This window comes from Phytopseudomonas daroniae (assembly GCF_004327285.1).
GTDB classification, from domain to species: Bacteria; Pseudomonadota; Gammaproteobacteria; order Pseudomonadales; family Pseudomonadaceae; genus Aquipseudomonas; species Aquipseudomonas daroniae.
Window position 1 is genome coordinate 20,534 of the sequence record NZ_QJUI01000028.1, and the last position, 23,316, is coordinate 43,849.

Annotated in this window: 20 protein-coding genes, 4 tRNA genes and 1 rRNA gene; all 25 read right to left on the bottom strand. The window is 57.9% G+C overall.

Going from position 1 to position 23,316, the window contains the following annotated elements; genetic code table 11:
* Positions 1 to 13: 13 nt before the first annotated feature.
* A complete protein-coding gene (gene rplW, locus DNK06_RS22685) occupies positions 14 to 316 on the bottom strand; it encodes a 50S ribosomal protein L23 (protein ID WP_013789759.1) in 303 nt (100 codons plus the stop codon).
* Entirely contained in the window at positions 313 to 915 is a 603-nt protein-coding gene (rplD, locus tag DNK06_RS22690) for a 50S ribosomal protein L4 (RefSeq protein WP_042552942.1), read from the bottom strand. The genes rplW and rplD overlap by 4 nt, the downstream gene beginning before the upstream one ends.
* A gap of 12 nt (positions 916 to 927) precedes the next feature.
* Positions 928 to 1,563: a 50S ribosomal protein L3 gene (gene rplC / locus DNK06_RS22695; protein ID WP_013789757.1), complete on the bottom strand. Its 636-nt coding sequence runs from the start codon at positions 1,561 to 1,563 to the stop codon at positions 928 to 930.
* 82 nt (positions 1,564 to 1,645) lie between these two features.
* Entirely contained in the window at positions 1,646 to 1,957 is a 312-nt protein-coding gene (rpsJ, locus tag DNK06_RS22700; RefSeq protein ID WP_010486970.1) for a 30S ribosomal protein S10, read from the bottom strand.
* A 181-nt stretch (positions 1,958 to 2,138) separates the two neighbouring features.
* Entirely contained in the window at positions 2,139 to 3,332 is a 1,194-nt protein-coding gene (gene tuf / locus DNK06_RS22705; RefSeq protein WP_084307122.1) for an elongation factor Tu, read from the bottom strand.
* Between the two features lie 31 nt (positions 3,333 to 3,363).
* Positions 3,364 to 5,493, bottom strand: coding sequence for an elongation factor G (gene fusA, locus DNK06_RS22710; RefSeq protein ID WP_131182242.1), 2,130 nt, complete (start codon positions 5,491 to 5,493; stop codon positions 3,364 to 3,366).
* Between the two features lie 30 nt (positions 5,494 to 5,523).
* Complete coding sequence (gene rpsG / locus DNK06_RS22715) at positions 5,524 to 5,994, bottom strand: 30S ribosomal protein S7 (protein WP_010490886.1); 471 nt, start codon at positions 5,992 to 5,994, stop codon at positions 5,524 to 5,526.
* A gap of 118 nt (positions 5,995 to 6,112) precedes the next feature.
* A complete protein-coding gene (rpsL, locus tag DNK06_RS22720; RefSeq protein ID WP_003186084.1) occupies positions 6,113 to 6,484 on the bottom strand; it encodes a 30S ribosomal protein S12 in 372 nt (123 codons plus the stop codon).
* A gap of 158 nt (positions 6,485 to 6,642) precedes the next feature.
* Entirely contained in the window at positions 6,643 to 10,842 is a 4,200-nt protein-coding gene (rpoC, locus tag DNK06_RS22725) for a DNA-directed RNA polymerase subunit beta' (RefSeq protein WP_131182243.1), read from the bottom strand.
* A 61-nt stretch (positions 10,843 to 10,903) separates the two neighbouring features.
* Positions 10,904 to 14,977: a DNA-directed RNA polymerase subunit beta gene (rpoB, locus tag DNK06_RS22730; protein WP_131182244.1), complete on the bottom strand. Its 4,074-nt coding sequence runs from the start codon at positions 14,975 to 14,977 to the stop codon at positions 10,904 to 10,906.
* Positions 14,978 to 15,198: 221 nt separating this feature from the next.
* Positions 15,199 to 15,567, bottom strand: coding sequence for a 50S ribosomal protein L7/L12 (gene rplL, locus DNK06_RS22735; protein WP_084307130.1), 369 nt, complete (start codon positions 15,565 to 15,567; stop codon positions 15,199 to 15,201).
* Between the two features lie 78 nt (positions 15,568 to 15,645).
* Complete coding sequence (gene rplJ, locus DNK06_RS22740) at positions 15,646 to 16,146, bottom strand: 50S ribosomal protein L10 (protein ID WP_084307131.1); 501 nt, start codon at positions 16,144 to 16,146, stop codon at positions 15,646 to 15,648.
* 212 nt (positions 16,147 to 16,358) lie between these two features.
* Positions 16,359 to 17,054, bottom strand: coding sequence for a 50S ribosomal protein L1 (gene rplA / locus DNK06_RS22745; protein WP_131182245.1), 696 nt, complete (start codon positions 17,052 to 17,054; stop codon positions 16,359 to 16,361).
* Positions 17,054 to 17,485: a 50S ribosomal protein L11 gene (gene rplK, locus DNK06_RS22750; RefSeq protein WP_013789749.1), complete on the bottom strand. Its 432-nt coding sequence runs from the start codon at positions 17,483 to 17,485 to the stop codon at positions 17,054 to 17,056. The genes rplA and rplK overlap by 1 nt, the downstream gene beginning before the upstream one ends.
* Positions 17,486 to 17,602: 117 nt before the next feature.
* Positions 17,603 to 18,136 carry a transcription termination/antitermination protein NusG gene (nusG, locus tag DNK06_RS22755; protein WP_131182246.1) on the bottom strand — a complete coding sequence of 178 codons (534 nt, stop codon included), beginning with the start codon at positions 18,134 to 18,136 and terminating at the stop codon, positions 17,603 to 17,605.
* 13 nt (positions 18,137 to 18,149) lie between these two features.
* Positions 18,150 to 18,518: a preprotein translocase subunit SecE gene (gene secE, locus DNK06_RS22760; protein WP_131182247.1), complete on the bottom strand. Its 369-nt coding sequence runs from the start codon at positions 18,516 to 18,518 to the stop codon at positions 18,150 to 18,152.
* Positions 18,519 to 18,561: 43 nt separating this feature from the next.
* Positions 18,562 to 18,637, bottom strand: a tRNA-Trp gene (locus DNK06_RS22765).
* A gap of 54 nt (positions 18,638 to 18,691) precedes the next feature.
* Entirely contained in the window at positions 18,692 to 19,885 is a 1,194-nt protein-coding gene (gene tuf / locus DNK06_RS22770) for an elongation factor Tu (protein WP_084307122.1), read from the bottom strand.
* An 84-nt stretch (positions 19,886 to 19,969) separates the two neighbouring features.
* Positions 19,970 to 20,045: transfer RNA gene (locus tag DNK06_RS22775), tRNA-Thr, on the bottom strand.
* A 25-nt stretch (positions 20,046 to 20,070) separates the two neighbouring features.
* Positions 20,071 to 20,144: transfer RNA gene (locus DNK06_RS22780), tRNA-Gly, on the bottom strand.
* 25 nt (positions 20,145 to 20,169) lie between these two features.
* Positions 20,170 to 20,254: transfer RNA gene (locus DNK06_RS22785), tRNA-Tyr, on the bottom strand.
* Between the two features lie 146 nt (positions 20,255 to 20,400).
* Positions 20,401 to 21,078 (bottom strand): SPOR domain-containing protein, encoded by a 678-nt coding sequence (locus tag DNK06_RS22790; protein ID WP_131182248.1) that lies wholly within the window; start codon positions 21,076 to 21,078, stop codon positions 20,401 to 20,403.
* Between the two features lie 3 nt (positions 21,079 to 21,081).
* Positions 21,082 to 21,840 (bottom strand): pantothenate kinase, encoded by a 759-nt coding sequence (locus DNK06_RS22795; protein WP_131182249.1) that lies wholly within the window; start codon positions 21,838 to 21,840, stop codon positions 21,082 to 21,084.
* Positions 21,830 to 22,786 carry a bifunctional biotin--[acetyl-CoA-carboxylase] ligase/biotin operon repressor BirA gene (birA, locus tag DNK06_RS22800; RefSeq protein WP_131182250.1) on the bottom strand — a complete coding sequence of 319 codons (957 nt, stop codon included), beginning with the start codon at positions 22,784 to 22,786 and terminating at the stop codon, positions 21,830 to 21,832. The genes DNK06_RS22795 and birA overlap by 11 nt, the downstream gene beginning before the upstream one ends.
* Positions 22,787 to 23,237: 451 nt before the next feature.
* Positions 23,238 to 23,316, bottom strand: a 5S ribosomal RNA gene (rrf, locus tag DNK06_RS25560); the annotation flags it as partial.

A 23,316-nucleotide genomic window follows, 5' to 3' on the forward strand; every position in this document is an offset into this window, starting at 1 on the left:
ATGCACCCCTTCCTTACTCAGCACTGCTGGTGGCGAAATCGAGATCTTGGCCTGGCTGAAGGGAGATGATCGCCTTCTTCCAGTCGTTACGCTTGCCCAGACCGCGAGCGGTGCGCTTGCTCTTACCCAGAACGTTCTGAGTAGTGACATGCTGAACCTTCACGCTGAACAGGCTTTCGACGGCCTTCTTGATTTCCAGCTTGGTTGCATCGGTTGCAACCTTGAAAACGAACTGGCTTTTCTTGTCTGCCAGAGTCGTGGCCTTCTCGGAGATGTGCGGGCCAAGCAGCACTTTGAATACGCGTTCCTGGTTCATCCCAGCAGCTCCTCGAATTTCTTCACGGCAGAAACGGTGACCAGCACCTTTTCATACGCGATCAGACTGACCGGATCGGAACCCTGCACGTCACGAACATCGACATGCGGCAGGTTGCGGGCAGCCAGGTACAGATTTTGATCGACAGCGTCGGACACGATCAGAACGTCAGTCAGACCCATGTCGTTCAGCTTGCCCAGCAGCTCTTTGGTTTTCGGAGCTTCGACAGCGAAGTCTTCAACCACTACCAGACGGTCGCTACGAACCAGCTCAGCAAGAATCGAACGGATCGCAGCGCGATACATCTTCTTGTTCAGCTTCTGATCATGATTCTGCGGACGAGCTGCGAAGGTCACACCACCGCCACGCCAGATCGGACCACGAGTGGTACCGGCACGCGCACGGCCAGTACCCTTCTGACGCCATGGGCGTTTGCCGCCACCGGAAACGTCGGAACGAGTCTTCTGCTGCTTGCTGCCCTGACGGCCGCCAGCCATGTAGGCTACGACAGCTTGGTGAACCAGGGTCTCGTTGTAGTCGCCACCGAAAGTCGCATCAGAGACTTCGATCGCTTGAGCGCCATTTACATTTAATTGCATGTCAGCTTCCCCTTAACCGCGAGCCTTGGCAGCCGGACGTACAACCAGGTTGCCGCCAGTAGCGCCAGGAACGGCACCCTTGACCAGCAGCAGGTTGCGTTCAGCATCCACGCGCACTACTTCCAGGGACTGCACAGTCACGCGCTCAGCACCCATGTGACCGGACATTTTCTTGCCCTTGAAGACACGACCCGGAGTCTGGCACTGGCCAATCGAACCCGGAACGCGGTGGGACACGGAGTTACCGTGAGTGTTGTCTTGGCCGCGGAAGTTCCAACGCTTGATGGTACCGGCAAAGCCTTTACCTTTGGACTGACCGGTCACGTCGACCAGTTGACCAGCTTGGAAGATTTCAGCGTTGATCAGATCGCCAGCCTGGTAGTCGCCTTCTTCAAGACGGAATTCCAGAACGGTACGACCTGCCGCGACGTTCGCCTTGGCGAAGTGACCGGCCTGAGCCTTGCTGACACGAGAAACGCGACGCTCACCGACAGTGACTTGCACTGCACGATAGCCATCGGACTCTTCAGTTTTAAACTGGGTGACGCGATTCGGTTCGATCTCAATGACCGTGACCGGAATGGAGACACCTTCTTCGGTGAAAATACGGGTCATGCCGCATTTACGACCGACTACACCAATAGTCATGTTGTAACCTCATGAGTGTACGGGGCTTTCACCCGCTATGGCCGCCCATTTCAGAGCGTTACACGACTAAAACCGCTGGGTTTTAGCCGAGGCTGATCTGCACTTCCACGCCAGCCGCAAGATCGAGCTTCATAAGAGCATCAACGGTTTTATCCGTTGGCTGGACGATGTCCAGTACGCGCTTATGAGTGCGGATTTCGAACTGATCGCGCGCGTCTTTGTTGACGTGTGGCGAAGTCAGAACGGTGAACCGCTCTTTGCGAGTTGGCAGAGGAATCGGACCACGCACCTGAGCACCAGTACGTTTCGCGGTTTCCACGATTTCCTGGGTTGATTGATCGATCAGGCGATGGTCAAAAGCCTTCAACCGTATACGGATTTGTTGGTTTTGCATTTTGACCTCAGATTCCAAGCTGCGAGTCCCAGTCAACGGACGCAGTACGCCCGTTAAAAGGAGGCGTGATTCTATAGACGCCCCCTGAGGGTGTCAACCCGGTTAGAAAATAACCAACGAAGATACCGTCCATAAAAAAGCCCCCGCAATGCGGGGGCCTTTTTTACATCAGATCAGACGATTACTCGACGATCTTGGCAACTACACCAGCACCAACGGTACGACCACCTTCGCGAATCGCGAAGCGCAGGCCGTCTTCCATGGCGATCGGCTTGATCAGGGTGACAACCATCTTGATGTTGTCGCCCGGCATTACCATCTCAACGCCTTCCGGCAGTTCGCACGAACCGGTCACGTCAGTGGTACGGAAGTAGAACTGCGGACGGTAGCCCTTGAAGAACGGGGTGTGACGACCACCTTCTTCTTTGGACAGAACGTACACTTCAGCTTCGAACTTGGTGTGCGGCTTGATGGTGCCTGGCTTGGCCAGAACCTGACCACGCTCCACGTCGTCACGCTTGGTGCCGCGCAGCAGTACACCGCAGTTCTCGCCAGCACGACCTTCGTCGAGCAGCTTGCGGAACATCTCGACACCGGTACAGGTGGTCTTGGTGGTGTCACGCAGACCAACGATCTCGATTTCTTCCTGGATCTTGACGATACCGCGCTCTACACGACCGGTAACTACAGTACCGCGGCCGGAGATCGAGAATACGTCTTCGATCGGCATCAGGAACGGACGGTCGATGGCACGAACCGGCTCCGGGATGTAGCTGTCCAGAGTTTCGACGAGTTTCTTGACGGCAGTGGTGCCCATCTCGTTGTCGTCCTGGCCGTTCAGAGCCATCAGCGCGGAACCGATGATGATCGGCGTGTCGTCGCCCGGGAAGTCGTAAGTGCTCAGCAGATCGCGCACTTCCATTTCCACCAGCTCCAGCAGCTCGGCGTCATCGACCATGTCAGCCTTGTTCAGGAACACGACGATGTACGGAACGCCTACCTGACGCGACAGCAGGATGTGCTCGCGAGTCTGAGGCATCGGGCCGTCAGCGGCCGAACAAACCAGGATCGCGCCATCCATCTGCGCAGCACCGGTGATCATGTTCTTGACGTAGTCAGCGTGACCCGGGCAGTCAACGTGTGCGTAGTGACGTACGGACGAATCGTACTCAACGTGCGCAGTGTTGATGGTGATACCACGAGCCTTCTCTTCCGGCGCGCTGTCGATCTTGTCGAAGTCGACCTTGGCCGAACCGAATACTTCGGAGCAGACGCGGGTCAGAGCAGCGGTCAGAGTGGTTTTACCGTGGTCAACGTGACCGATGGTGCCGACGTTGACGTGCGGTTTGTTACGTTCGAATTTTTCTTTAGCCACGACAATTAACTCCTAGCGTAAAGGGGCTGAATCAGCCTTGTTTTTTAACCAGAGCTTCGACGATGTTCGACGGAGCTTCGGAGTATTTGGAGAATTCCATAGAGTAGCTCGCGCGACCCTGAGACATGGAACGAACGTCGGTTGCGTAACCGAACATCTCACCCAGCGGCACTTCGGCACGGATTACCTTGCCGGACACTGTGTCTTCCATACCCTGGATCAGACCACGACGACGATTCAGGTCACCCATCACGTCACCCATGTAGTCTTCTGGGGTTACCACTTCCACTTTCATGATCGGCTCAAGCACTACACCGCCGCCCTTCTGGGCCAGCTGCTTGGTCGCCATGGAAGCGGCCACCTTGAACGCCATCTCGTTGGAGTCGACGTCATGGTAGGAACCGTCGAAAACGGTAGCCTTCAGGCCGATGAGCGGATAGCCGGCAACGACGCCGTTCTTCATCTGCTCTTCGATACCCTTCTGGATGGCCGGGATGTATTCCTTCGGAACCACACCGCCCACGACTTCGTTGACGAACACCAGACCTTCCTGACCTTCGTCTGCCGGCGCGAAGCGAATCCAGCAGTGACCGAACTGACCACGACCACCGGACTGACGCACGAACTTGCCTTCGATTTCGCAGTTCTTGGTGATCTTCTCGCGGTAGGAAACCTGCGGCTTGCCGATGTTCGCCTCGACGTTGAACTCGCGACGCATACGGTCAACGAGAATGTCCAGGTGCAGCTCGCCCATACCGGAGATGATGGTCTGGCCGGTTTCTTCGTCGGTCTTGACGCGGAACGACGGGTCTTCCTGAGCGAGCTTGCCCAGTGCGATACCCATCTTCTCCTGGTCAGCCTTGGTCTTCGGCTCAACAGCTACCGAGATCACGGGCTCCGGGAAGTCCATACGCTCGAGGATGATCGGCTTGTCGGCGTTGCACAGGGTGTCACCAGTGGTGACGTCCTTCATGCCGATCAGAGCTGCGATGTCGCCTGCGCGCACTTCTTTGATCTCTTCACGCTGGTTGGCGTGCATCTGCACCATACGACCAACGCGCTCTTTCTTGCCCTTGACCGAGTTGATCACGGAGTCGCCCGAGGTCAGGAAACCCGAGTAGACGCGCACGAAAGTCAGAGTGCCCACGAACGGGTCGGTGGCAATCTTGAAGGCCAGAGCCGAGAACGGCTCGTTGTCGTCGGCATGACGCTCATCGAAGTCAGCATCGACCAGCTCTTCTTTCGGCTTGTCGATGAGATCCGGATGAATACCCTTGATCGCAGGGATCTCGGTCGGCGCCGGCAGGTAGTCGATGACGGCGTCGAGAACCAGAGGAACACCCTTGTTCTTGAAGGAAGAACCGCAGACAGCCGGAACAATCTCGCTGGCCAGAGTGCGCGCACGCAGCCCCGCCTTGATTTCCTCGATGGTCAGTTCACCGCCTTCAAGGTACTTGTTCATCAGCTCTTCGTTGGCTTCGGCAGCGGCTTCAACCATGTTGGAGCGCCACTCTTCAGCCAGCTCCAGCATATCGGCAGGAATCTCTTCCTCGCGATAGGTGGTGCCTTTGTCATCGTCGTTCCAGTAGATAGCCTTCATCTTGATCAGGTCGACCTGACCCTGGAAGTTATCTTCCGAACCGATAGCCAGCTGGATCGGCACCGGGGTGTGACCCAGACGGTTCTTGATCTGAGCTACAACACGCAGGAAGTTGGCACCGGCGCGATCCATCTTGTTCACGTAAACGACACGTGGAACGCCGTACTTGTTGGCCTGACGCCATACGGTTTCGGACTGAGGCTCGACACCGGAGGTGCCGCAGAACACCACGACCGCGCCATCGAGTACGCGCAGCGAACGCTCTACTTCAATGGTGAAGTCAACGTGGCCGGGGGTATCGATGACGTTTACGCGATAGTTGTCGTACTGACCAACCGAACCTTTCCAGAAGGTGGTAACGGCAGCGGAGGTAATGGTGATACCACGCTCCTGCTCCTGCACCATCCAGTCGGTAGTGGCTGCACCGTCATGCACCTCACCCATTTTGTGGCTGAGGCCTGTGTAGAACAGGATCCGCTCGGTAGTAGTGGTCTTGCCCGCATCGACGTGCGCACAAATACCAATGTTACGGTAGCGGTTAATTGCTGTATTACGAGCCATAAAGCCCTCGCAAATTGAGTGATGCCGGATTTAGAAACGGTAGTGCGAGAACGCTTTGTTGGCCTCGGCCATACGGTGCACATCTTCACGCTTCTTAACTGCGGCGCCTTTGCCTTCGGCAGCGTCCAGCAGTTCACCAGCCAGGCGCAGAGCCATGGATTTCTCACCACGCTTACGGGCGAAATCCACCAGCCAGCGCATGGCCAGGGCGTTACGACGGGAGGGACGAACTTCGACCGGAACCTGGTAAGTAGCACCACCTACACGGCGCGACTTCACTTCGACCAGCGGAGCGATGGCGTCGAGAGCTTTCTCGAAGATTTCCAGGGGATCGCTGTTCTTACGCTCTTTAACCTTGTCCAGGGCGCCATAAACGATACGCTCGGCAACGGCTTTCTTGCCGCTTTCCATCACGTGGTTCATGAACTTGGCCAGGATTTGGCTTCCGTATTTTGGATCGTCAAGCACTTCGCGCTTGGCTGCTACACGACGTCTTGGCATTTGATAAGCCCTCAAACGGTCTTCAGGTTAGCTCGGAACTGTAACCATGGGGGTTACGCCCGACCTTACTCTTATCGACTCAATAAAATTAGAAACTGCATTCAGTACTGACGACCGATCACTTCGGACGCTTGGTACCGTATTTCGAACGACCCTGGTTACGGCCTTTGACACCCGAGGTGTCCAGCGAGCCGCGAACGGTGTGATAACGCACACCTGGCAAGTCTTTTACACGACCGCCACGGATCAGCACGACGCTGTGCTCTTGCAGGTTGTGGCCTTCACCACCGATGTACGAGGAAACCTCGAAACCATTGGTCAGACGCACACGGCAAACTTTACGCAGTGCCGAGTTAGGTTTTTTCGGGGTGGTGGTATACACGCGAGTGCACACGCCACGACGCTGGGGGCAGTTCTGCAGCGCAGGTACGTCGGATTTCTCGACGATACGCTTGCGCGGCTGACGCACCAGCTGGTTGATAGTTGCCATCTACTAGCTCCACTGTCCGTCTTTCGACGCTATTTATTTACACCATAAATAAATGGCAGGGCTTATGCCCTGCCATATTTAGGGGTGCATGAGTCTAAAGAGACTCTCACCCCCAGTCAAGACACGAGCCCCGACCGCCAGGCGGCCGGGGCACGTTCTCAATTGTCGCTGGAGTTCAACGCTTCGGTCAGCGCCGCTTCCACTTCGCTCGCGCTCACACGCACAGGCTTGTCAGCCTCGCGACGACGTTTGCGTTCGCTGTGGTAAGCCAGGCCGGTACCTGCCGGGATCAGACGACCCACGACCACGTTCTCCTTCAGGCCACGCAGGAAGTCGCGCTTGCCAGTAACCGCCGCCTCGGTGAGGACGCGAGTGGTTTCCTGGAAGGATGCCGCCGAGATGAACGACTCGGTGGACAGCGACGCCTTGGTGATACCCAGCAGTACGCGGGAGTACTTGGCGATGAACTTCTCCTGCTCGGCCAGGCGCTCGTTCTCGCCCAGTACCTGAGTCAGCTCCATCTGGTCGCCCTTGATGAAGGTGGAATCTCCGGACTCGGCGATCTCGACCTTGCGCAACATCTGACGCAGGATGGTCTCGATGTGCTTGTCGTTGATCTTCACGCCCTGCAGACGGTAAACGTCCTGGATCTCGTTGACGATGTACTTGGCCAGCGCGCTGACGCCCAACAGACGCAGGATGTCGTGCGGATCGCTCGGACCGTCGGAGATGACTTCGCCCTTGTTGACCTGTTCACCTTCGAACACGTTCAGGTGACGCCATTTCGGGATCAGCTCTTCGTACGGATCACTGCCATCGGTCGGCGTGATGACCAGGCGGCGCTTGCCCTTGGTCTCCTTGCCGAACGAGATGGTGCCGCTGATTTCCGCCAGAATCGAAGCTTCTTTCGGACGACGCGCTTCGAACAGGTCGGCAACGCGCGGCAGACCACCGGTGATGTCACGGGTCTTCGAGGTTTCCTGCGGGATACGGGCGATAACGTCACCGACCGCAACCTGGGCACCATCCGCCACACCGACAAGGGCGTTGGCAGGCAGGAAGTACTGAGCAGGCACGTCGGTACCTGGCAGCAGCAGATCCTTGCCGTTGGCGTCGACCAGTTTCACCGCCGGGCGGATTTCCTTGCCGGCAGCCGGACGATCCTTGGCATCGAGAACCTCGATGTTGGTCAAACCGGTCAGTTCGTCGGTCTGACGCTTGATGGTGATACCTTCCTCCATACCCACGAAGGTGACGGTACCTTTCATCTCGGTAACGATCGGGTGGGTGTGCGGATCCCACTTGGCGACGATGGCGCCAGCGTCGACCTTGTCGCCTTCCTTCACGGAAATCACCGCGCCGTACGGCAACTTGTAGCGCTCGCGCTCACGACCGAACTCGTCAGCGATAGCCAGCTCACCGGAACGCGATACCGCGATCAGGTTGCCGTCCAGACGCTCGACGTGCTTCAGGTTGTGCAGGCGAACCGCACCACCGTTCTTCACCTGGACGCTGTCGGCAGCCGAAGTCCGGCTTGCCGCACCACCGATGTGGAACGTACGCATGGTCAGCTGGGTACCCGGCTCACCGATCGACTGGGCAGCGATAACGCCGACTGCTTCGCCGATGTTGATCTGGTGACCACGAGCCAGGTCACGACCGTAGCACTTGGCGCAGATGCCGTAACGGGTTTCACAGCTGATCGGCGAACGCACGACGACTTCGTCGATGCTGTTCAGTTCGATGAACTCGACCCACTGCTCGTCGACCAGCGTACCGGCCGGAACGATGACTTCTTCGGTACCCGGCTTGAACACGTCGCGAGCGATGACACGGCCCAGTACGCGCTCACCGAGCGGCTCGACCACGTCGCCACCTTCGATGTGCGGGGTCATGTACAGACCCTGCTCGGTGCCGCAATCGATCTCGGTCACCACCAGATCCTGGGCCACGTCGACGAGACGACGAGTCAGGTAACCGGAGTTCGCGGTCTTCAGTGCGGTATCCGCCAGACCTTTACGAGCACCGTGCGTGGAGATGAAGTACTGCAGTACCGACAGACCTTCGCGGAAGTTCGCGGTGATCGGCGTTTCGATGATCGAGCCGTCCGGCTTGGCCATCAGACCACGCATACCGGCCAGCTGACGGATCTGCGCGGCGGAACCACGAGCACCGGAGTCGGCCATCATGTACATGGAGTTGAAGGACTCCTGATCGACTTCGTTGCCATCGCGGTCGATGACCTTCTCTTTCGAGAGGTTCGACATCATCGCCTTGGACACTTCATCGTTGGCCTTCGACCACAGGTCGATCACCTTGTTGTACTTCTCGCCCTGGGTAACCAGGCCGGAGGCGTACTGCGATTCGATTTCCTTCACTTCCTCGGTGGCGGCATCGATGATGCGTGCCTTCTCATCCGGGATGACGAAGTCGTTCACGCCGATCGACACACCGGAGATGGTCGAGTAGGCGAAACCGGTGTACATCAACTGGTCGGCGAAGATCACGGTATCCTTCAGACCAACGGTGCGGTAGCACTGGTTGATCAGCTTGGAGATCGCCTTCTTCTTCATCGACTGGTTGACCACGTCGTACGACAGGCCGGCAGGAACCACCTGGAACAGCAGCGCACGGCCGACAGTGGTGTCGACGATACGGGTGTTCTTGGTGATGCTGCCATCGCGGTCTTTGATGACTTCGTTGATGCGCACTTTCACACGGGCGTGCAGGGATGCTTCGCCAGCGCGGAACACGCGGTCGACTTCCTGCAGGTCAGCGAACACGCGACCTTCGCCTTTGGCGTTGATGGCTTCGCGGGTCATGTAGTACAGACCCAATACAACGTCCTGGGACGGAACGATGATTGGCTCACCGTTGGCAGGCGACAGGATGTTGTTGGTGGACATCATCAGCGCGCGAGCTTCGAGCTGGGCTTCCAGCGTCAGCGGCACGTGAACGGCCATCTGGTCACCGTCGAAGTCGGCGTTGTACGCGGCGCAGACCAGCGGGTGCAGCTGGATGGCCTTACCTTCGATCAGTACCGGCTCGAAGGCCTGGATACCCAGACGGTGAAGGGTCGGTGCACGGTTGAGCAATACAGGGTGTTCGCGAATCACTTCGGCGAGAACGTCCCACACTTCCGGCAGCTCGCGCTCGACCATCTTCTTGGCAGCCTTGATGGTGGTCGCCAGACCACGCATTTCCAGCTTGCCGAAAATGAACGGCTTGAACAGCTCGAGGGCCATCTTCTTCGGCAGACCGCACTGGTGCAGACGCAGCGCCGGACCTACGGTAATTACCGAACGGCCGGAGTAGTCAACGCGCTTACCGAGCAGGTTCTGACGGAAACGACCCTGTTTACCCTTGATCATATCGGCCAGAGACTTCAGAGGACGCTTGTTCGAACCGGTGATGGCGCGACCGCGACGACCGTTGTCGAGCAGTGCGTCGACAGCTTCCTGCAACATGCGCTTTTCGTTGCGCACGATGATGTCGGGAGCCGAGAGGTCGAGCAGACGCTTCAGGCGGTTGTTACGGTTGATGACGCGGCGATACAGGTCGTTCAGGTCGCTCGTTGCGAAGCGGCCACCGTCCAGCGGAACGAGCGGACGCAGATCTGGCGGCAGAACCGGCAGAACGGTCAGCACCATCCACTCTGGCAGGTTGCCGGAGCCCAGGAAGGCTTCCATCAACTTCAGACGCTTGGACAGCTTCTTGATCTTGGTTTCCGAGTTGGTCTGCGGAATCTCTTCGCGCAGGCGACCGATCTCGTGTTCCAGGTCGATAGCGTGCAGCAGCTCGCGAACGGCCTCGGCACCCATGCGGGCGTCGAAGTCGTCACCGAACTCCTCCAGTGCCTCGAAGTACTGCTCGTCGTTGAGCAGTTGACCCTTTTCGAGGGTGGTCATGCCCGGATCGATAACGACGTAGCTCTCGAAATAGAGAACGCGTTCGATATCACGCAGGGTCATGTCCATCAGCAGGCCGATACGGCTCGGCAGGGACTTCAGGAACCAGATGTGGGCGACCGGCGAAGCCAGTTCGATGTGCGCCATGCGCTCACGACGAACCTTGGCCAGGGCGACTTCGACACCGCACTTCTCACAGATCACACCACGGTGCTTCAGGCGCTTGTACTTACCGCACAGGCACTCGTAATCCTTGACCGGGCCAAAGATCTTGGCGCAGAACAGGCCGTCACGCTCAGGCTTGAACGTACGGTAGTTGATGGTTTCCGGCTTTTTAACTTCACCGAACGACCACGAACGGATCATCTCAGGCGAAGCAAGGCCGATGCGAATGGCATCGAACTCTTCGACTTGACCCTGGTTTTTCAGCAAATTCAGTAGGTCTTTCAAGGCCTTTCCTCCTGGCGGAGCAGGCAGCGGGCATATTGCCCCGCTGCCGATTCACGTCGTGTTATTCGGTTTCCAGATCGATATCGATACCGAGCGAACGGATCTCTTTGATCAACACGTTGAAGGACTCGGGCATGCCCGGCTCCATGCGGTGATCGCCATCCACGATGTTCTTGTACATCTTGGTACGGCCGTTCACGTCGTCCGACTTGACGGTCAACATTTCCTGCAGGGTATAGGCGGCACCATAAGCTTCCAGAGCCCAGACCTCCATCTCCCCGAAGCGCTGACCACCGAACTGCGCCTTACCACCCAGCGGCTGCTGGGTAACCAGGCTGTAGGAACCCGTGGAACGCGCGTGCATCTTGTCGTCCACCAGGTGGTTCAGTTTCAGCATGTACATGTAGCCAACGGTGGTCGGACGCTCGAACTGGTTCCCCGTACGGCCGTCGATCAGGCGCATCTGGCCGCTTTCCGGCAGATCTGCCAGTTTCAGCATGGCCTTGATTTCGCTTTCCTTGGCACCGTCGAAAACCGGAGTAGCCATCGGCACGCCTTTGCGCAGGTTGTTGGCCAGGGCCAGCACTTCCTGATCGCTCAGCTCGTCGAGGTTCTCCTGACGCCCACCGATCTCGTTGTAGATCTCGTTGAGGAACTTGCGCAGATCAGCGATCTTGCGCTGCTCCTCGAGCATCAGGTTGATCTTCTCGCCCAGGCCCTTGGCCGCGAGGCCCAGGTGGGTTTCGAGGATCTGACCGACGTTCATACGCGACGGTACGCCGAGCGGGTTGAGGACGATGTCGACCGGCGTGCCATGCACGTCGTGCGGCATGTCTTCGACCGGCATGATCACCGAGACAACACCCTTGTTACCGTGACGACCCGCCATCTTGTCACCCGGCTGGATGCGACGGCGGATGGCCAGGTAGACCTTGACGATCTTCAGTACGCCCGGAGCCAGGTCATCGCCCTGCTGCAGTTTGCGTTTCTTGTCTTCGAACTTGTCGTCGAGCAGCTGACGGCGGTCGGAGATGTAGGCCTGGGCCTTTTCCAACTGCTCGTTCAGTGCATCTTCAGCCATGCGCAGCTTGAACCACTGGCCACGCTCCAGACCGTCGAGCACTTCGTCAGTGATCGCAGCACCTTTCTTCAGGCCAGCGCCGCCTTCGGCGACCTTGCCAACCAGAGCGGCACGCAGACGCTCGAAGGTCGCGCCTTCGACGATGCGGAACTCTTCGTTCAGATCCTTGCGGATCTCGTCCAGCTGGCTCTTCTCGATCGACAGAGCACGAGCATCACGCTCGACGCCGTCACGGGTGAAGACCTGTACGTCGATGACGGTACCCTTGGTGCCGGTCGGCACGCGCAGGGAGGTGTCCTTAACGTCGCTGGCCTTCTCACCGAAGATCGCACGCAACAGCTTCTCTTCAGGCGTCAGCTGGGTCTCGCCTTTCGGCGTGACTTTACCAACCAGAATGTCGCCTGGGCCGACTTCGGCACCGACGTAGACGATACCGGCTTCGTCGAGCTTGTTCAGTGCAGCTTCACCCACGTTCGGGATGTCCGCAGAGATTTCCTCTGGGCCGAGCTTGGTGTCACGCGCCACGCAGGTCAGTTCCTGGATGTGGATCGTGGTGAAGCGGTCTTCCTGAACCACGCGCTCGGAGAGCAGGATGGAGTCTTCGAAGTTGTAACCGTTCCACGGCATGAACGCGACGCGCATGTTCTGACCCAGCGCCAGTTCCCCCATGTCGGTGGACGGGCCGTCAGCCATGATGTCGCCACGCGCAACCACATCACCTTTCTGCACCAGCGGACGCTGGTTGATGCAGGTGTTCTGGTTGGAGCGGGTGTATTTGGTCAGGTTGTAGATGTCCACACCGGCTTCACCGGTTTCGACTTCATCGTTGGCAACGCGAACCACGATACGGCTGGCATCGACGGAGTCGATCACACCACCGCGGCGAGCCACGACGCAGACGCCGGAGTCACGGGCGACGTTGCGCTCCATGCCGGTACCGACCAGCGGCTTGTCCGAACGCAGGGTCGGGACGGCCTGACGCTGCATGTTCGAACCCATGAGTGCACGGTTGGCGTCGTCGTGCTCGAGGAACGGAATCAACGAGGCAGCGACGGATACGACCTGCTTCGGCGATACGTCCATCAGCGTGACGTCTTCCGGCGCCTTCACGGTGAACTCGTTGAGGTGACGCACGGCAACCAGCTCGTCGATCAGCTGACCCTTGTCGTTCAGGGTCGCGGATGCCTGGGCGATGACGTGATCGGCCTCTTCGATGGCGGACAGGAACACGATCTCGTCGGTGACCTTGCCTTCCTGAACAACGCGGTACGGACTTTCCAGGAAGCCGTACTGGTTGGTGCGGGCATAGGCCGCCAGGGAGTTGATCAGACCGATGTTCGGGCCTTCCGGCGTTTCGATCGGGCACACACGGCCGTAATGGGTCGGGTGTACGTCACGGACTTCGAAGCCTGCGCGCTCACGGGTCAGACCGCCCGGGCCGAGTGCGGAAACACGGCGCTTGTGGGTGATCTCGGAGAGCGGGTTGTTCTGATCCATGAACTGGGAAAGCTGGCTGGAACCGAAGAATTCCTTCACCGCCGCCGCAACCGGCTTGGCGTTGATCAGATCCTGCGGCATCAGGCCTTCGCTTTCGGCCATCGACAGACGTTCCTTGACCGCGCGCTCGACGCGCACCAGGCCAACACGGAACTGGTTCTCGGCCATCTCGCCGACGCAACGTACACGGCGGTTACCCAGGTGGTCGATGTCATCGACGATACCTTTGCCGTTACGGATGTCGACCAGAGTCTTGAGCACTTCGACGATATCTTCGCGGCTCAACACGCCCGAACCTTCGATCTCGGTGCGACCGATACGACGGTTGAACTTCATGCGGCCCACGGCAGACAGGTCGTAACGCTCGGCGCTGAAGAACAGGTTGTTGAACAGCGTCTCGGCGGCATCCTTGGTAGGTGGCTCGCCAGGACGCATCATGCGATAGATCTCGACCAGCGCTTCCAGCTGATTGGTGGTGCTGTCGATCTTCAGCGTATCGCTGATGAACGGGCCACAGTCGATGTCGTTGGTGTACAGGGTCTCGATGCGCACGACCTGAGCCTTGGCGATCTTCGCCAGCAACTCGACCGACAGCTCGGTATTGCACTCGCAGAGAATTTCACCAGTGGCCGGGTGCACGATCGCCTTGGCGGAGGTGCGGCCGATCAGGTAGTCGAACGGTACGTCCAATTCCTTGATGCCGGCTTTGTCCAGCTGGTTGATGTGGCGAGCGGTAATACGACGACCCTGCTCGACAATCACTTTGCCGTTGCCGTCCAGAATGTCCTGGCTGGCGATTTCACCACGCAGACGCTGCGGTACGAGCTCCAGGCTCAGGCCTTCACCTTTGACGTGGAAAACGTTGGTGGTATAGAAGGCGTCCAGCACTTCTTCAGTGCTATAGCCCAGCGCGCGCAGCAGTACCGAGGCCGGCAGTTTGCGGCGGCGGTCGATACGCACGAACACCGCGTCCTTCGGATCGAACTCGAAGTCCAACCAGGAACCGCGGTAAGGAATGATGCGAGCGGAGTACAGCAGCTTGCCCGAACTGTGAGTCTTGCCACGGTCGTGGTCGAAGAACACACCCGGGGAACGGTGCAGCTGGGAAACGATCACACGCTCGGTACCGTTGATGACGAAGGTACCGTTCTCGGTCATGAGCGGAATTTCGCCCATGTACACTTCCTGCTCCTTGATGTCCTTGATCGCTTTGTTCGACGATTCTTTGTCGAAAATGATCAGGCGCACTTTCACGCGCAGCGGGACGGCGAAGGTCACGCCACGCAGCACGCACTCCTTGACGTCGAACGCCGGCTCGCCCAGGCGATAACCGACGTATTCCAGAGCAGCGTTGCCGGAGTAGCTGATGATCGGGAATACAGATTTGAAGGCCGCATGCAGGCCGATGTCGCGGAACTGTTCCTTGCTCGCGCCTTGCTGCAGGAATTCGCGGTACGAATCCAGCTGGATGGCCAGGAGGTAAGGCACATCCATGACATCCGGCAACTTGCTAAAGTCCTTGCGGATACGTTTTTTCTCAGTGTATGAGTAAGCCATCAGCGTTCCCCAGCTTGGTCACCTGCTTATTTGGCTTCTCCGACGGGAGCAGCCAGAAACTCGTGCAAACCCTAGGTTTGCTCCACCTCGTTGGTGGGTCTTTTCACGCTCCAAGACAGGGCCATTGAGCAGCCGAGCTAGAACGGAAAAAGGCCGGTGGCAAGAGCCACCAGCCGTCAGCCTTGTGCGAATCGCGCGGGCTGTAGACGCAAGGTCGTCGCTTACTTGAGCTCGACTTTGGCGCCTGCTTCTTCCAGAGCTTTCTTGGCAGCTTCGGCTTCGTCTTTCGACACGCCTTCTTTGACCACGCCAGGAGCGCCGTCAACAACTGCTTTAGCTTCTTTCAGACCCAGACCGGTCAGTTCGCGAACGGCTTTGATGACGTTCACTTTCTTCTCGCCAGCTTCGGTCAGGATGACGTTGAACTCGGTTTGCTCTTCAGCAACGGCAGCAGCCGGGCCAGCAGCAGCAACGGTAGCAGCAGCGGCGGTAACGCCGAACTTCTCTTCCATTGCCTTGATCAGTTCAACAACTTCCAGAACGGATTTCTGGCCGATTGCTTCGATGATATCTTCGTTAGACAGAGCCATGACTCTAATTCCTGTATTGGGGGACAGCCTTCGCGACCGTCAAATTAAACAAATAAGCGCGAGAACGAATGACGTGCCTTAAGCGGCAGCGGCTTCTTTCTGGTCGCGAACGGCCGCCAGAGTACGAGCCAGTTTGCTGGTAGCGCCTTGAATCACGCTCATCAGCTGGGAAATGGCTTCGTCATAGGTCGGCAGAGTTGCCAGTACGTCGATCTGATTGGCTGCGAGGAACTGACCCTCGAACGCAGCTGCCTTGATCTCGAACTTGTCCTGACCCTTGGCGAAATCCTTGAAGATACGAGCAGCAGCGCCCGGATGTTCGGTGGAGAAAGCGATAAGGGTCGGGCCTTTGAACACGTCGTTGAGCACATCATACTGAGTGCCTTCAACAGCGCGCTTGAGCAGGGTGTTACGTACGACACGTACGTATACGCCAGCTTCGCGGGCCTCTTTACGGAGTCCGGTCATAGCACCTACGGTCACGCCACGGGCATCAGCCACGACAGCGGACAGGGCAGCTTTGGCAGCCTCGTTGACTTCAGCGACGATGGCCTTCTTGTCTTCGAGTTTAATTGCCACGGGTTTACTCCTGGATGTTACCGTTTCGCCCGGCCTGAGCCGGACGGCGTTTTGGTGTCTGATTCGGTAAGAATCGGGAGCACCATCTGCGTAGGGTGGAAGATTGCTCTTCTGGTTTGAGGCTTGCGCCCCCTACGGTCTTGGATAGCCCCCGCCAGGCAGGGACCCCAATTTTTCGCTGCAGGCGCACCAGGTGCGCCTGCCGTCATTCGTTAAGCGTCCAGCGAGCCTTGGTCGATCAGCAGACCTGGGCCCATAGTGGTGCTCAGAGTCACGCGCTTGACGTAGATGCCTTTCGAGGTCGACGGCTTCAGGCGCTTCAGATCGGCCAGCAGTGCTTCCACGTTCTGCTTCAGCTTGTCGGCTTCGAAGCCAACCTTGCCAACGGAGCTGTGGATGATGCCGTTCTTGTCAGTACGGAAACGTACTTGACCAGCTTTGGCATTCTTGACTGCAGTAGCGACGTCCGGAGTCACGGTACCGACTTTCGGGTTCGGCATCAGACCGCGCGGGCCGAGAACCTGACCCAGCTGGCCGACGACGCGCATGGCGTCCGGAGAAGCGATGACCACGTCATAGTTCAGATCGCCGCCTTTCATTTCAGCAGCCAGATCGTCCATGCCTACACGGTCAGCGCCGGCAGCCAGAGCAGCTTCAGCGCCCGGGCCCTGGGTGAAGACGGCAACGCGTACGCTTTTGCCAGTGCCGTTCGGCAGCACGGTAGCGCCACGCACGACCTGATCCGATTTACGCGGGTCAACGCCGAGGTTGATAGCGATATCAACGGACTCGGAGAACTTGACGGCGGAGATTTCAGCCAGCAACGCAGCAGCGTCGGTGAAGCTGTAGGCTTTACCCGGCTCGATCTTGGCCGCGATAGCCTTTTGGCGCTTGGTCAGCTTAGCCATTATACACCCTCCACGTTGAGGCCCATGCTACGAGCGGAACCGGCGATGGTACGCACGGCCGCATCCATATCAGCTGCAGTCAGATCGGCCTGTTTGGTTTTGGCGATCTCTTCGAGCTGGGCACGGGTAACGGTGCCGACCTTGACAGTATTCGGACGAGCCGAACCGCTGGTCAGACCGGCTGCTTTTTTCAGCAGCACGGAAGCCGGGGTGCTCTTGGTTTCGAAGGTGAAGCTACGGTCGCTGTATACAGTGATGATCACTGGAGTCGGCAGACCAGGTTCCATGCCCTGAGTCTTGGCGTTGAACGCCTTGCAGAATTCCATGATGTTCACGCCGTGCTGACCCAGAGCCGGGCCGACGGGTGGCGACGGGTTGGCCTGACCGGCCTTTACTTGCAGCTTGATATAAGCCGTGATTTTCTTAGCCATTAGCTACTCCAGTTACGGGTTCTAGCGCCTCGCGGCTCCCCGGACTATTGCCTGTTTATCCCAGTGACAACAAAACCCCGCAGCCTACGGCTGCGGGGTATGGGATGCGTTTGTCAGTTACGACTTCTCGACCTGACTGAACTCCAGCTCGACCGGTGTCGAGCGACCAAAAATGGTCACTGCCACCTGGATACGGCTTTTCTCGTAATTGACTTCTTCGACGACGCCACTGAAATCAGCGAACGGGCCATCAGTGACTCGAACCATCTCGCCCGGCTCGAACAGAGTCTTGGGCTTCGGCTTGTCACCGCTATCGGCGACACGACGCAGGATGGCGTCAGCTTCTTTTTCAGTAATTGGTGCAGGCTTATCAGCAGTACCACCGATGAACCCCATAACGCGCGGCGTATCCTTGATCAAGTGCCAAGTCGCCTCGTTCATTTCCATCTGCACCAGCACATAACCTGGAAAGAACTTTCGCTCGCTCTTGCGCTTCTGGCCATTACGCATTTCCACCACTTCTTCGGTGGGAACCAGAATATCGCCGAAATCATCTTCCATTCCGGCGAATTTGACGCGCTCGATCAGCGAACGCATTACATGCTTCTCGTAACCCGAGTAAGCATGCACAACGTACCAACGCTTAGCCACGGGACACCCTATTTCAACTTACGATAAACGACACAAGCCAACCCAGGAGCGAATCGAGCCCCCACAACATCAGAGCCATGACCAGCACGACAAGGACGACGATCAGCGTGGTTTGCGTGGTTTCCTGGCGCGTCGGCCAGACAACCTTGCGAATCTCGACGCGAGCTTCCTTCGCCAGACCAAAGAAGGCCCGACCCTTTGTCGTCTGCAGGGCGATGGCAGCAGCAGCTACCGCAAGCACCAACAGCACGACGACGCGGTACAGAATCGGCTCACCAGAGAAGTACTGATTACCGACTACCCCAGCAACAACGAGCAGGGACGCTACAATCCACTTGAGCAGATCGAAGCGAGAGTCTTTGGCTTCAGACTTAGCATTCATGAACAAGGATCCTGTGAGAAGACACGCCAAATTCGTTAGAAAATGGCAGGTCAGGAGGGAATCGAACCCCCAACCTGCGGTTTTGGAGACCGCCGCTCTGCCAATTGAGCTACTGACCTAGAACAAAAATCAGGCCGACCATTATGCCGGCCTGACAGGGACAGATCAATCGATTATTCGACGATCTTGGCAACTACACCAGCACCAACGGTACGACCACCTTCGCGAATCGCGAAGCGCAGGCCGTCTTCCATGGCGATCGGCTTGATCAGGGTGACAACCATCTTGATGTTGTCGCCCGGCATTACCATCTCAACGCCTTCCGGCAGTTCGCACGAACCGGTCACGTCAGTGGTACGGAAGTAGAACTGCGGACGGTAGCCCTTGAAGAACGGGGTGTGACGACCACCTTCTTCTTTGGACAGAACGTACACTTCAGCTTCGAACTTGGTGTGCGGCTTGATGGTGCCTGGCTTGGCCAGAACCTGACCACGCTCCACGTCGTCACGCTTGGTGCCGCGCAGCAGTACACCGCAGTTCTCGCCAGCACGACCTTCGTCGAGCAGCTTGCGGAACATCTCGACACCGGTACAGGTGGTCTTGGTGGTGTCACGCAGACCAACGATCTCGATTTCTTCCTGGATCTTGACGATACCGCGCTCTACACGACCGGTAACTACAGTACCGCGGCCGGAGATCGAGAATACGTCTTCGATCGGCATCAGGAACGGACGGTCGATGGCACGAACCGGCTCCGGGATGTAGCTGTCCAGAGTTTCGACGAGTTTCTTGACGGCAGTGGTGCCCATCTCGTTGTCGTCCTGGCCGTTCAGAGCCATCAGCGCGGAACCGATGATGATCGGCGTGTCGTCGCCCGGGAAGTCGTAAGTGCTCAGCAGATCGCGCACTTCCATTTCCACCAGCTCCAGCAGCTCGGCGTCATCGACCATGTCAGCCTTGTTCAGGAACACGACGATGTACGGAACGCCTACCTGACGCGACAGCAGGATGTGCTCGCGAGTCTGAGGCATCGGGCCGTCAGCGGCCGAACAAACCAGGATCGCGCCATCCATCTGCGCAGCACCGGTGATCATGTTCTTGACGTAGTCAGCGTGACCCGGGCAGTCAACGTGTGCGTAGTGACGTACGGACGAATCGTACTCAACGTGCGCAGTGTTGATGGTGATACCACGAGCCTTCTCTTCCGGCGCGCTGTCGATCTTGTCGAAGTCGACCTTGGCCGAACCGAATACTTCGGAGCAGACGCGGGTCAGAGCAGCGGTCAGAGTGGTTTTACCGTGGTCAACGTGACCGATGGTGCCGACGTTGACGTGCGGCTTGTTACGTTCAAACTTTTCTTTAGCCATTTTGACCGTCTCCGAACGAAGAATTCAGCTAGCGATACCGCCATTAAAACAAAGGCAGATACTTTCATATCTGCCTTTATCAAATGGAGCTCATGAGCGGATTCGAACCGCTGACCTCACCCTTACCAAGGGTGTGCTCTACCAACTGAGCTACATGAGCAAATATGTTGCACGACCAACAAAGCTGGAGCGGGCAGCGGGAATCGAACCCGCATCATCAGCTTGGAAGGCTGAGGTTCTACCACTGAACTATGCCCGCGGAGCCTGCAGCTCACGCTTAAATCTGGTGGAGGGAGAAGGATTCGAACCTTCGAAGTCGATGACGTCAGATTTACAGTCTGATCCCTTTGGCCGCTCGGGAATCCCTCCATAAGGAGGCGGCATTCTCAATATCTGCCACCCTACTGTCAAGCACTTTCTCATTTAAAAACCTGAGCTTAGCGACACTAACAGCAACTTCACATACACACCCGTGAAGGCGTCCACCCTGCGAAGCGGGCGCCATTCTATGCATTCTATCGAGGGCTTGCAACCCCCTCGCACGGCATTAATTGATGTTGTAAGCCTTTGAAGTCCAAAGACAAACGCTCGAGCAGTGAATCATCGACCAAGCGCCGGCTTTCTGGAGCGACGCGCACCCAATGACGGCGGTTCGCCCGCGGCAGCTCACGGAGCAACGGTTCGTAGCCCGCACCGCGTAATCGCGAGATCACGCTATCGGCAGAATCGTGACGGGGAAAGATTCCCAGGGAGATACCGTTGGAAAGATCACCCTGGGTAATGATGTAGCTGTCTATCTTGCGTGCCTGTAATTCTCGCAATTGCCTCAACGAGGCCTGACGCGAAGCCAGCGGCGGCAGGTAAACCCAGTAGTCGACCGCACCCGCAGACTCGACTATCTGCATCTGCGAGCGAATATCCAGGCTGAGCAGGCGCTGCTCGACCTGCTCGGCCTCGGCACTTTCCTCAAAACTACCCAGGAACAGACATACCGACTCGTTGGCCGGCGTTTCCTTCACCGCAGGAGCACGTCGCTGCTGCAGTTCGGACTCACTGAGCAGTTGAATGTCGCGCCGGCTTTCCTGATACAGCGACAGGGGGGCGACTTCTTTCGCATACATTGGCGCCTGCTGCTGATGCCAGACGTAGTAGAAAGCATTCAGCACCACCAGGAGCATGAAAATCCAGCGCATAACCTATCCCCTCGCCAGTGGACAGGCGATCGCCAAGCCAATAAACACCAGATCCGGCACCACGCGCGCAGCAGGCACCCATTCGGCGGCCAGTACAGCATCCCCACCAGTAAGAAATACGGTCACATCATCGCCACATTGCTGGCGAGCAAGCTCAAGCTGGGTATCGACGAAGCCGCGCAACATCAGTAGGCAACCACGCTCCACGGCTTCAGCCGTTGAACGTCCAGGCGTCAGGCTGTGCTGCGCCCGCTCAGCAACAGCATCGTCATAACGAATGCGGCGAGTATGGGTGCGCAGTTGATTGCGCATCAGCGGCATCCCCGGACAGATGAAACCGCCCAGGTGGTTGCCAGCCGCATTGATGAAGTCCGAGGTGATCGCAGTACCCAGATCCAGAACCAGACAGGCACGCCGCTCCAAGCTGTAAGCGCCGACTACCGCAAGCCATCGATCGAGTCCCAAGCGCTGGTATTCATCATAGCCATTGCTCACACCAGCCAGCTCCTTCGCCGGCGCGGCAATCATGCAATCGATACCGAAACGCGCCTTCAAGGCATCCACCAGGAGTCGCGTTTCATCTTCAGTACGCACACTGACAAGGCGACAGGTGAACAGCTCTCCAGGAAAGCGAGAGATCAGCGCACCGAGAAGCTCCTCATCGCTACCGACCACGCCACCGGCAACCACCCGAGCATCATCCTGCCTAGGCAGAACACGCCACTTGATAAAGCTGTTGCCACAATCAAGCTCAAGAATCATCACGCAACCTCAAGCTAAGCTCCCCACCACTGAACACGCGCTCGCTACCATCAATATCGAGGCGCAATGCGCCGCTGTCATCGACACCCAGAACACACCCATCCACAGACTGCACACCGACTGCGAGTGACACCGCTCGACCTTGCCACAGGTGATTAGCCTCCCACTGTTCACGCAGAGCGGCAAAACCATCCCGTCGATGCAATTCCAGGTAGCACTCAAGCTGGAGACTGAGGTCGCTCACGAAACGGTTGCGATCGATCTGTGCCCCCAGGATCTGCCTGATCGACGTCCAAGGCTGATCGATGACATCTCCAGCCACTACCCGCATATTGATGTTGACCCCAATTCCGATTACTACATGGCAAACATCAGCGGGGTCACCGGATAACTCCAGTAGGATGCCGGCAATCTTGCGCCCACCCACCAACAAGTCATTGGGCCACTTCAGGCCAACATCAGTAACACCTGCCCCGCGGATGGTATGCAGCAAGGCGAGGCCAACCACCAGGCTCAAGCCTTCTATCTGACGCATGCCCCCGGTGATACGCAGCACCAGGCTGTAGTACAGGTTCTCCCCGAAAGGGCTCACCCAACTCCGCCCACGACGCCCGCGGCCTGCAGTCTGCTGCTCTGCAATGACCAGAAAAGGCGGCACCGCTGCAGATGCCAGACGACGCAGGGCTTCCGCGTTGGTGGAGTCCACCTGCTGCAGGAGCGTGACGGACCAGCCACTCGGCAGGCCAAGTGCGTCATCCGCCAATAGAGAAAGCGGCGCCTCAAGACGATAACCGCGACCACGCACCTTGTGGATGCTGAGATCGAACTCAGCCTCGAGCGCCTGCAGCCGCTTCCATATCGCAGCGCGGCTCACACCAATCGCTGCACCGAGTTCTTCGCCCGAATGGAACTGGCCATCTTGTAAAAGTCGCAATAAAGGCTGCATGCCGAACCTGCCGTGCAATAAGGTGCGCATGATAGCGATGCGCTCCGCCGCTGCCTACCGAGGGCGGAAACGCAATTGCCTCGCTGGTGTGAAAATGAACAGATATGGAAGACGCTCCACCCTTCCACCCTTCCACCCTTCCAGCACGAGCCCACCACCACGCTAAGGCCGTACGGTTGCTTCTTCCGTAGCCTGGGTTGAGCGCAGCGATACCCGCGGAGGGCCACCAACGCCAAAGGCCCTCGCGCGTAGGACGGGCTTTTGTAGGAGCTGCGGGGGCGCCTAGCCTTGCCGGCGAGCCGCGGTTCAAGAGCCTCGCCGGCAAGCCGACTCCGGCGTGCGACCTGTAGCTTGCCCGCACACGCTCGCTCCCTGCCTGCCTGCGGCCTTTTTCCCGCGCCATAAAGACGAAACCCCAGACCTCTGTCGAGATCTGGGGTTTCTAGTAGAAGCTTGACGATGACCTACTCTCACATGGGGAGACCCCACACTACCATCGGCGATGCATTGTTTCACTACTGAGTTCGGGA

What these genes read in the sequence shown, in the direction of transcription:
- rpoB (WP_131182244.1), bottom strand. Translation starts at nt 14,977, where the DNA reads ATGGCTTACTCATACACTGAGAAAAAACGTATCCGCAAGGACTTTAGC.
- fusA (WP_131182242.1), bottom strand. Translation starts at nt 5,493, where the DNA reads ATGGCTCGTAATACAGCAATTAACCGCTACCGTAACATTGGTATTTGT.
- rpsL (WP_003186084.1), bottom strand. Translation starts at nt 6,484, where the DNA reads ATGGCAACTATCAACCAGCTGGTGCGTCAGCCGCGCAAGCGTATCGTC.
- rpsG (WP_010490886.1), bottom strand. Translation starts at nt 5,994, where the DNA reads ATGCCAAGACGTCGTGTAGCAGCCAAGCGCGAAGTGCTTGACGATCCA.
- birA (WP_131182250.1), bottom strand. Translation starts at nt 22,786, where the DNA reads ATGCAGCCTTTATTGCGACTTTTACAAGATGGCCAGTTCCATTCGGGC.
- rplL (WP_084307130.1), bottom strand. Translation starts at nt 15,567, where the DNA reads ATGGCTCTGTCTAACGAAGATATCATCGAAGCAATCGGCCAGAAATCC.
- rplK (WP_013789749.1), bottom strand. Translation starts at nt 17,485, where the DNA reads ATGGCTAAGAAAATCACGGCTTATATCAAGCTGCAAGTAAAGGCCGGT.
- secE (WP_131182247.1), bottom strand. Translation starts at nt 18,518, where the DNA reads ATGAATGCTAAGTCTGAAGCCAAAGACTCTCGCTTCGATCTGCTCAAG.
- DNK06_RS22795 (WP_131182249.1), bottom strand. Translation starts at nt 21,840, where the DNA reads ATGATTCTTGAGCTTGATTGTGGCAACAGCTTTATCAAGTGGCGTGTT.
- rplC (WP_013789757.1), bottom strand. Translation starts at nt 1,563, where the DNA reads ATGACTATTGGTGTAGTCGGTCGTAAATGCGGCATGACCCGTATTTTC.
- rplW (WP_013789759.1), bottom strand. Translation starts at nt 316, where the DNA reads ATGAACCAGGAACGCGTATTCAAAGTGCTGCTTGGCCCGCACATCTCC.
- rplD (WP_042552942.1), bottom strand. Translation starts at nt 915, where the DNA reads ATGCAATTAAATGTAAATGGCGCTCAAGCGATCGAAGTCTCTGATGCG.
- tuf (WP_084307122.1), bottom strand. Translation starts at nt 19,885, where the DNA reads ATGGCTAAAGAAAAGTTTGAACGTAACAAGCCGCACGTCAACGTCGGC.
- rpsJ (WP_010486970.1), bottom strand. Translation starts at nt 1,957, where the DNA reads ATGCAAAACCAACAAATCCGTATACGGTTGAAGGCTTTTGACCATCGC.
- DNK06_RS22790 (WP_131182248.1), bottom strand. Translation starts at nt 21,078, where the DNA reads ATGCGCTGGATTTTCATGCTCCTGGTGGTGCTGAATGCTTTCTACTAC.
- rplA (WP_131182245.1), bottom strand. Translation starts at nt 17,054, where the DNA reads ATGGCTAAGCTGACCAAGCGCCAAAAGGCTATCGCGGCCAAGATCGAG.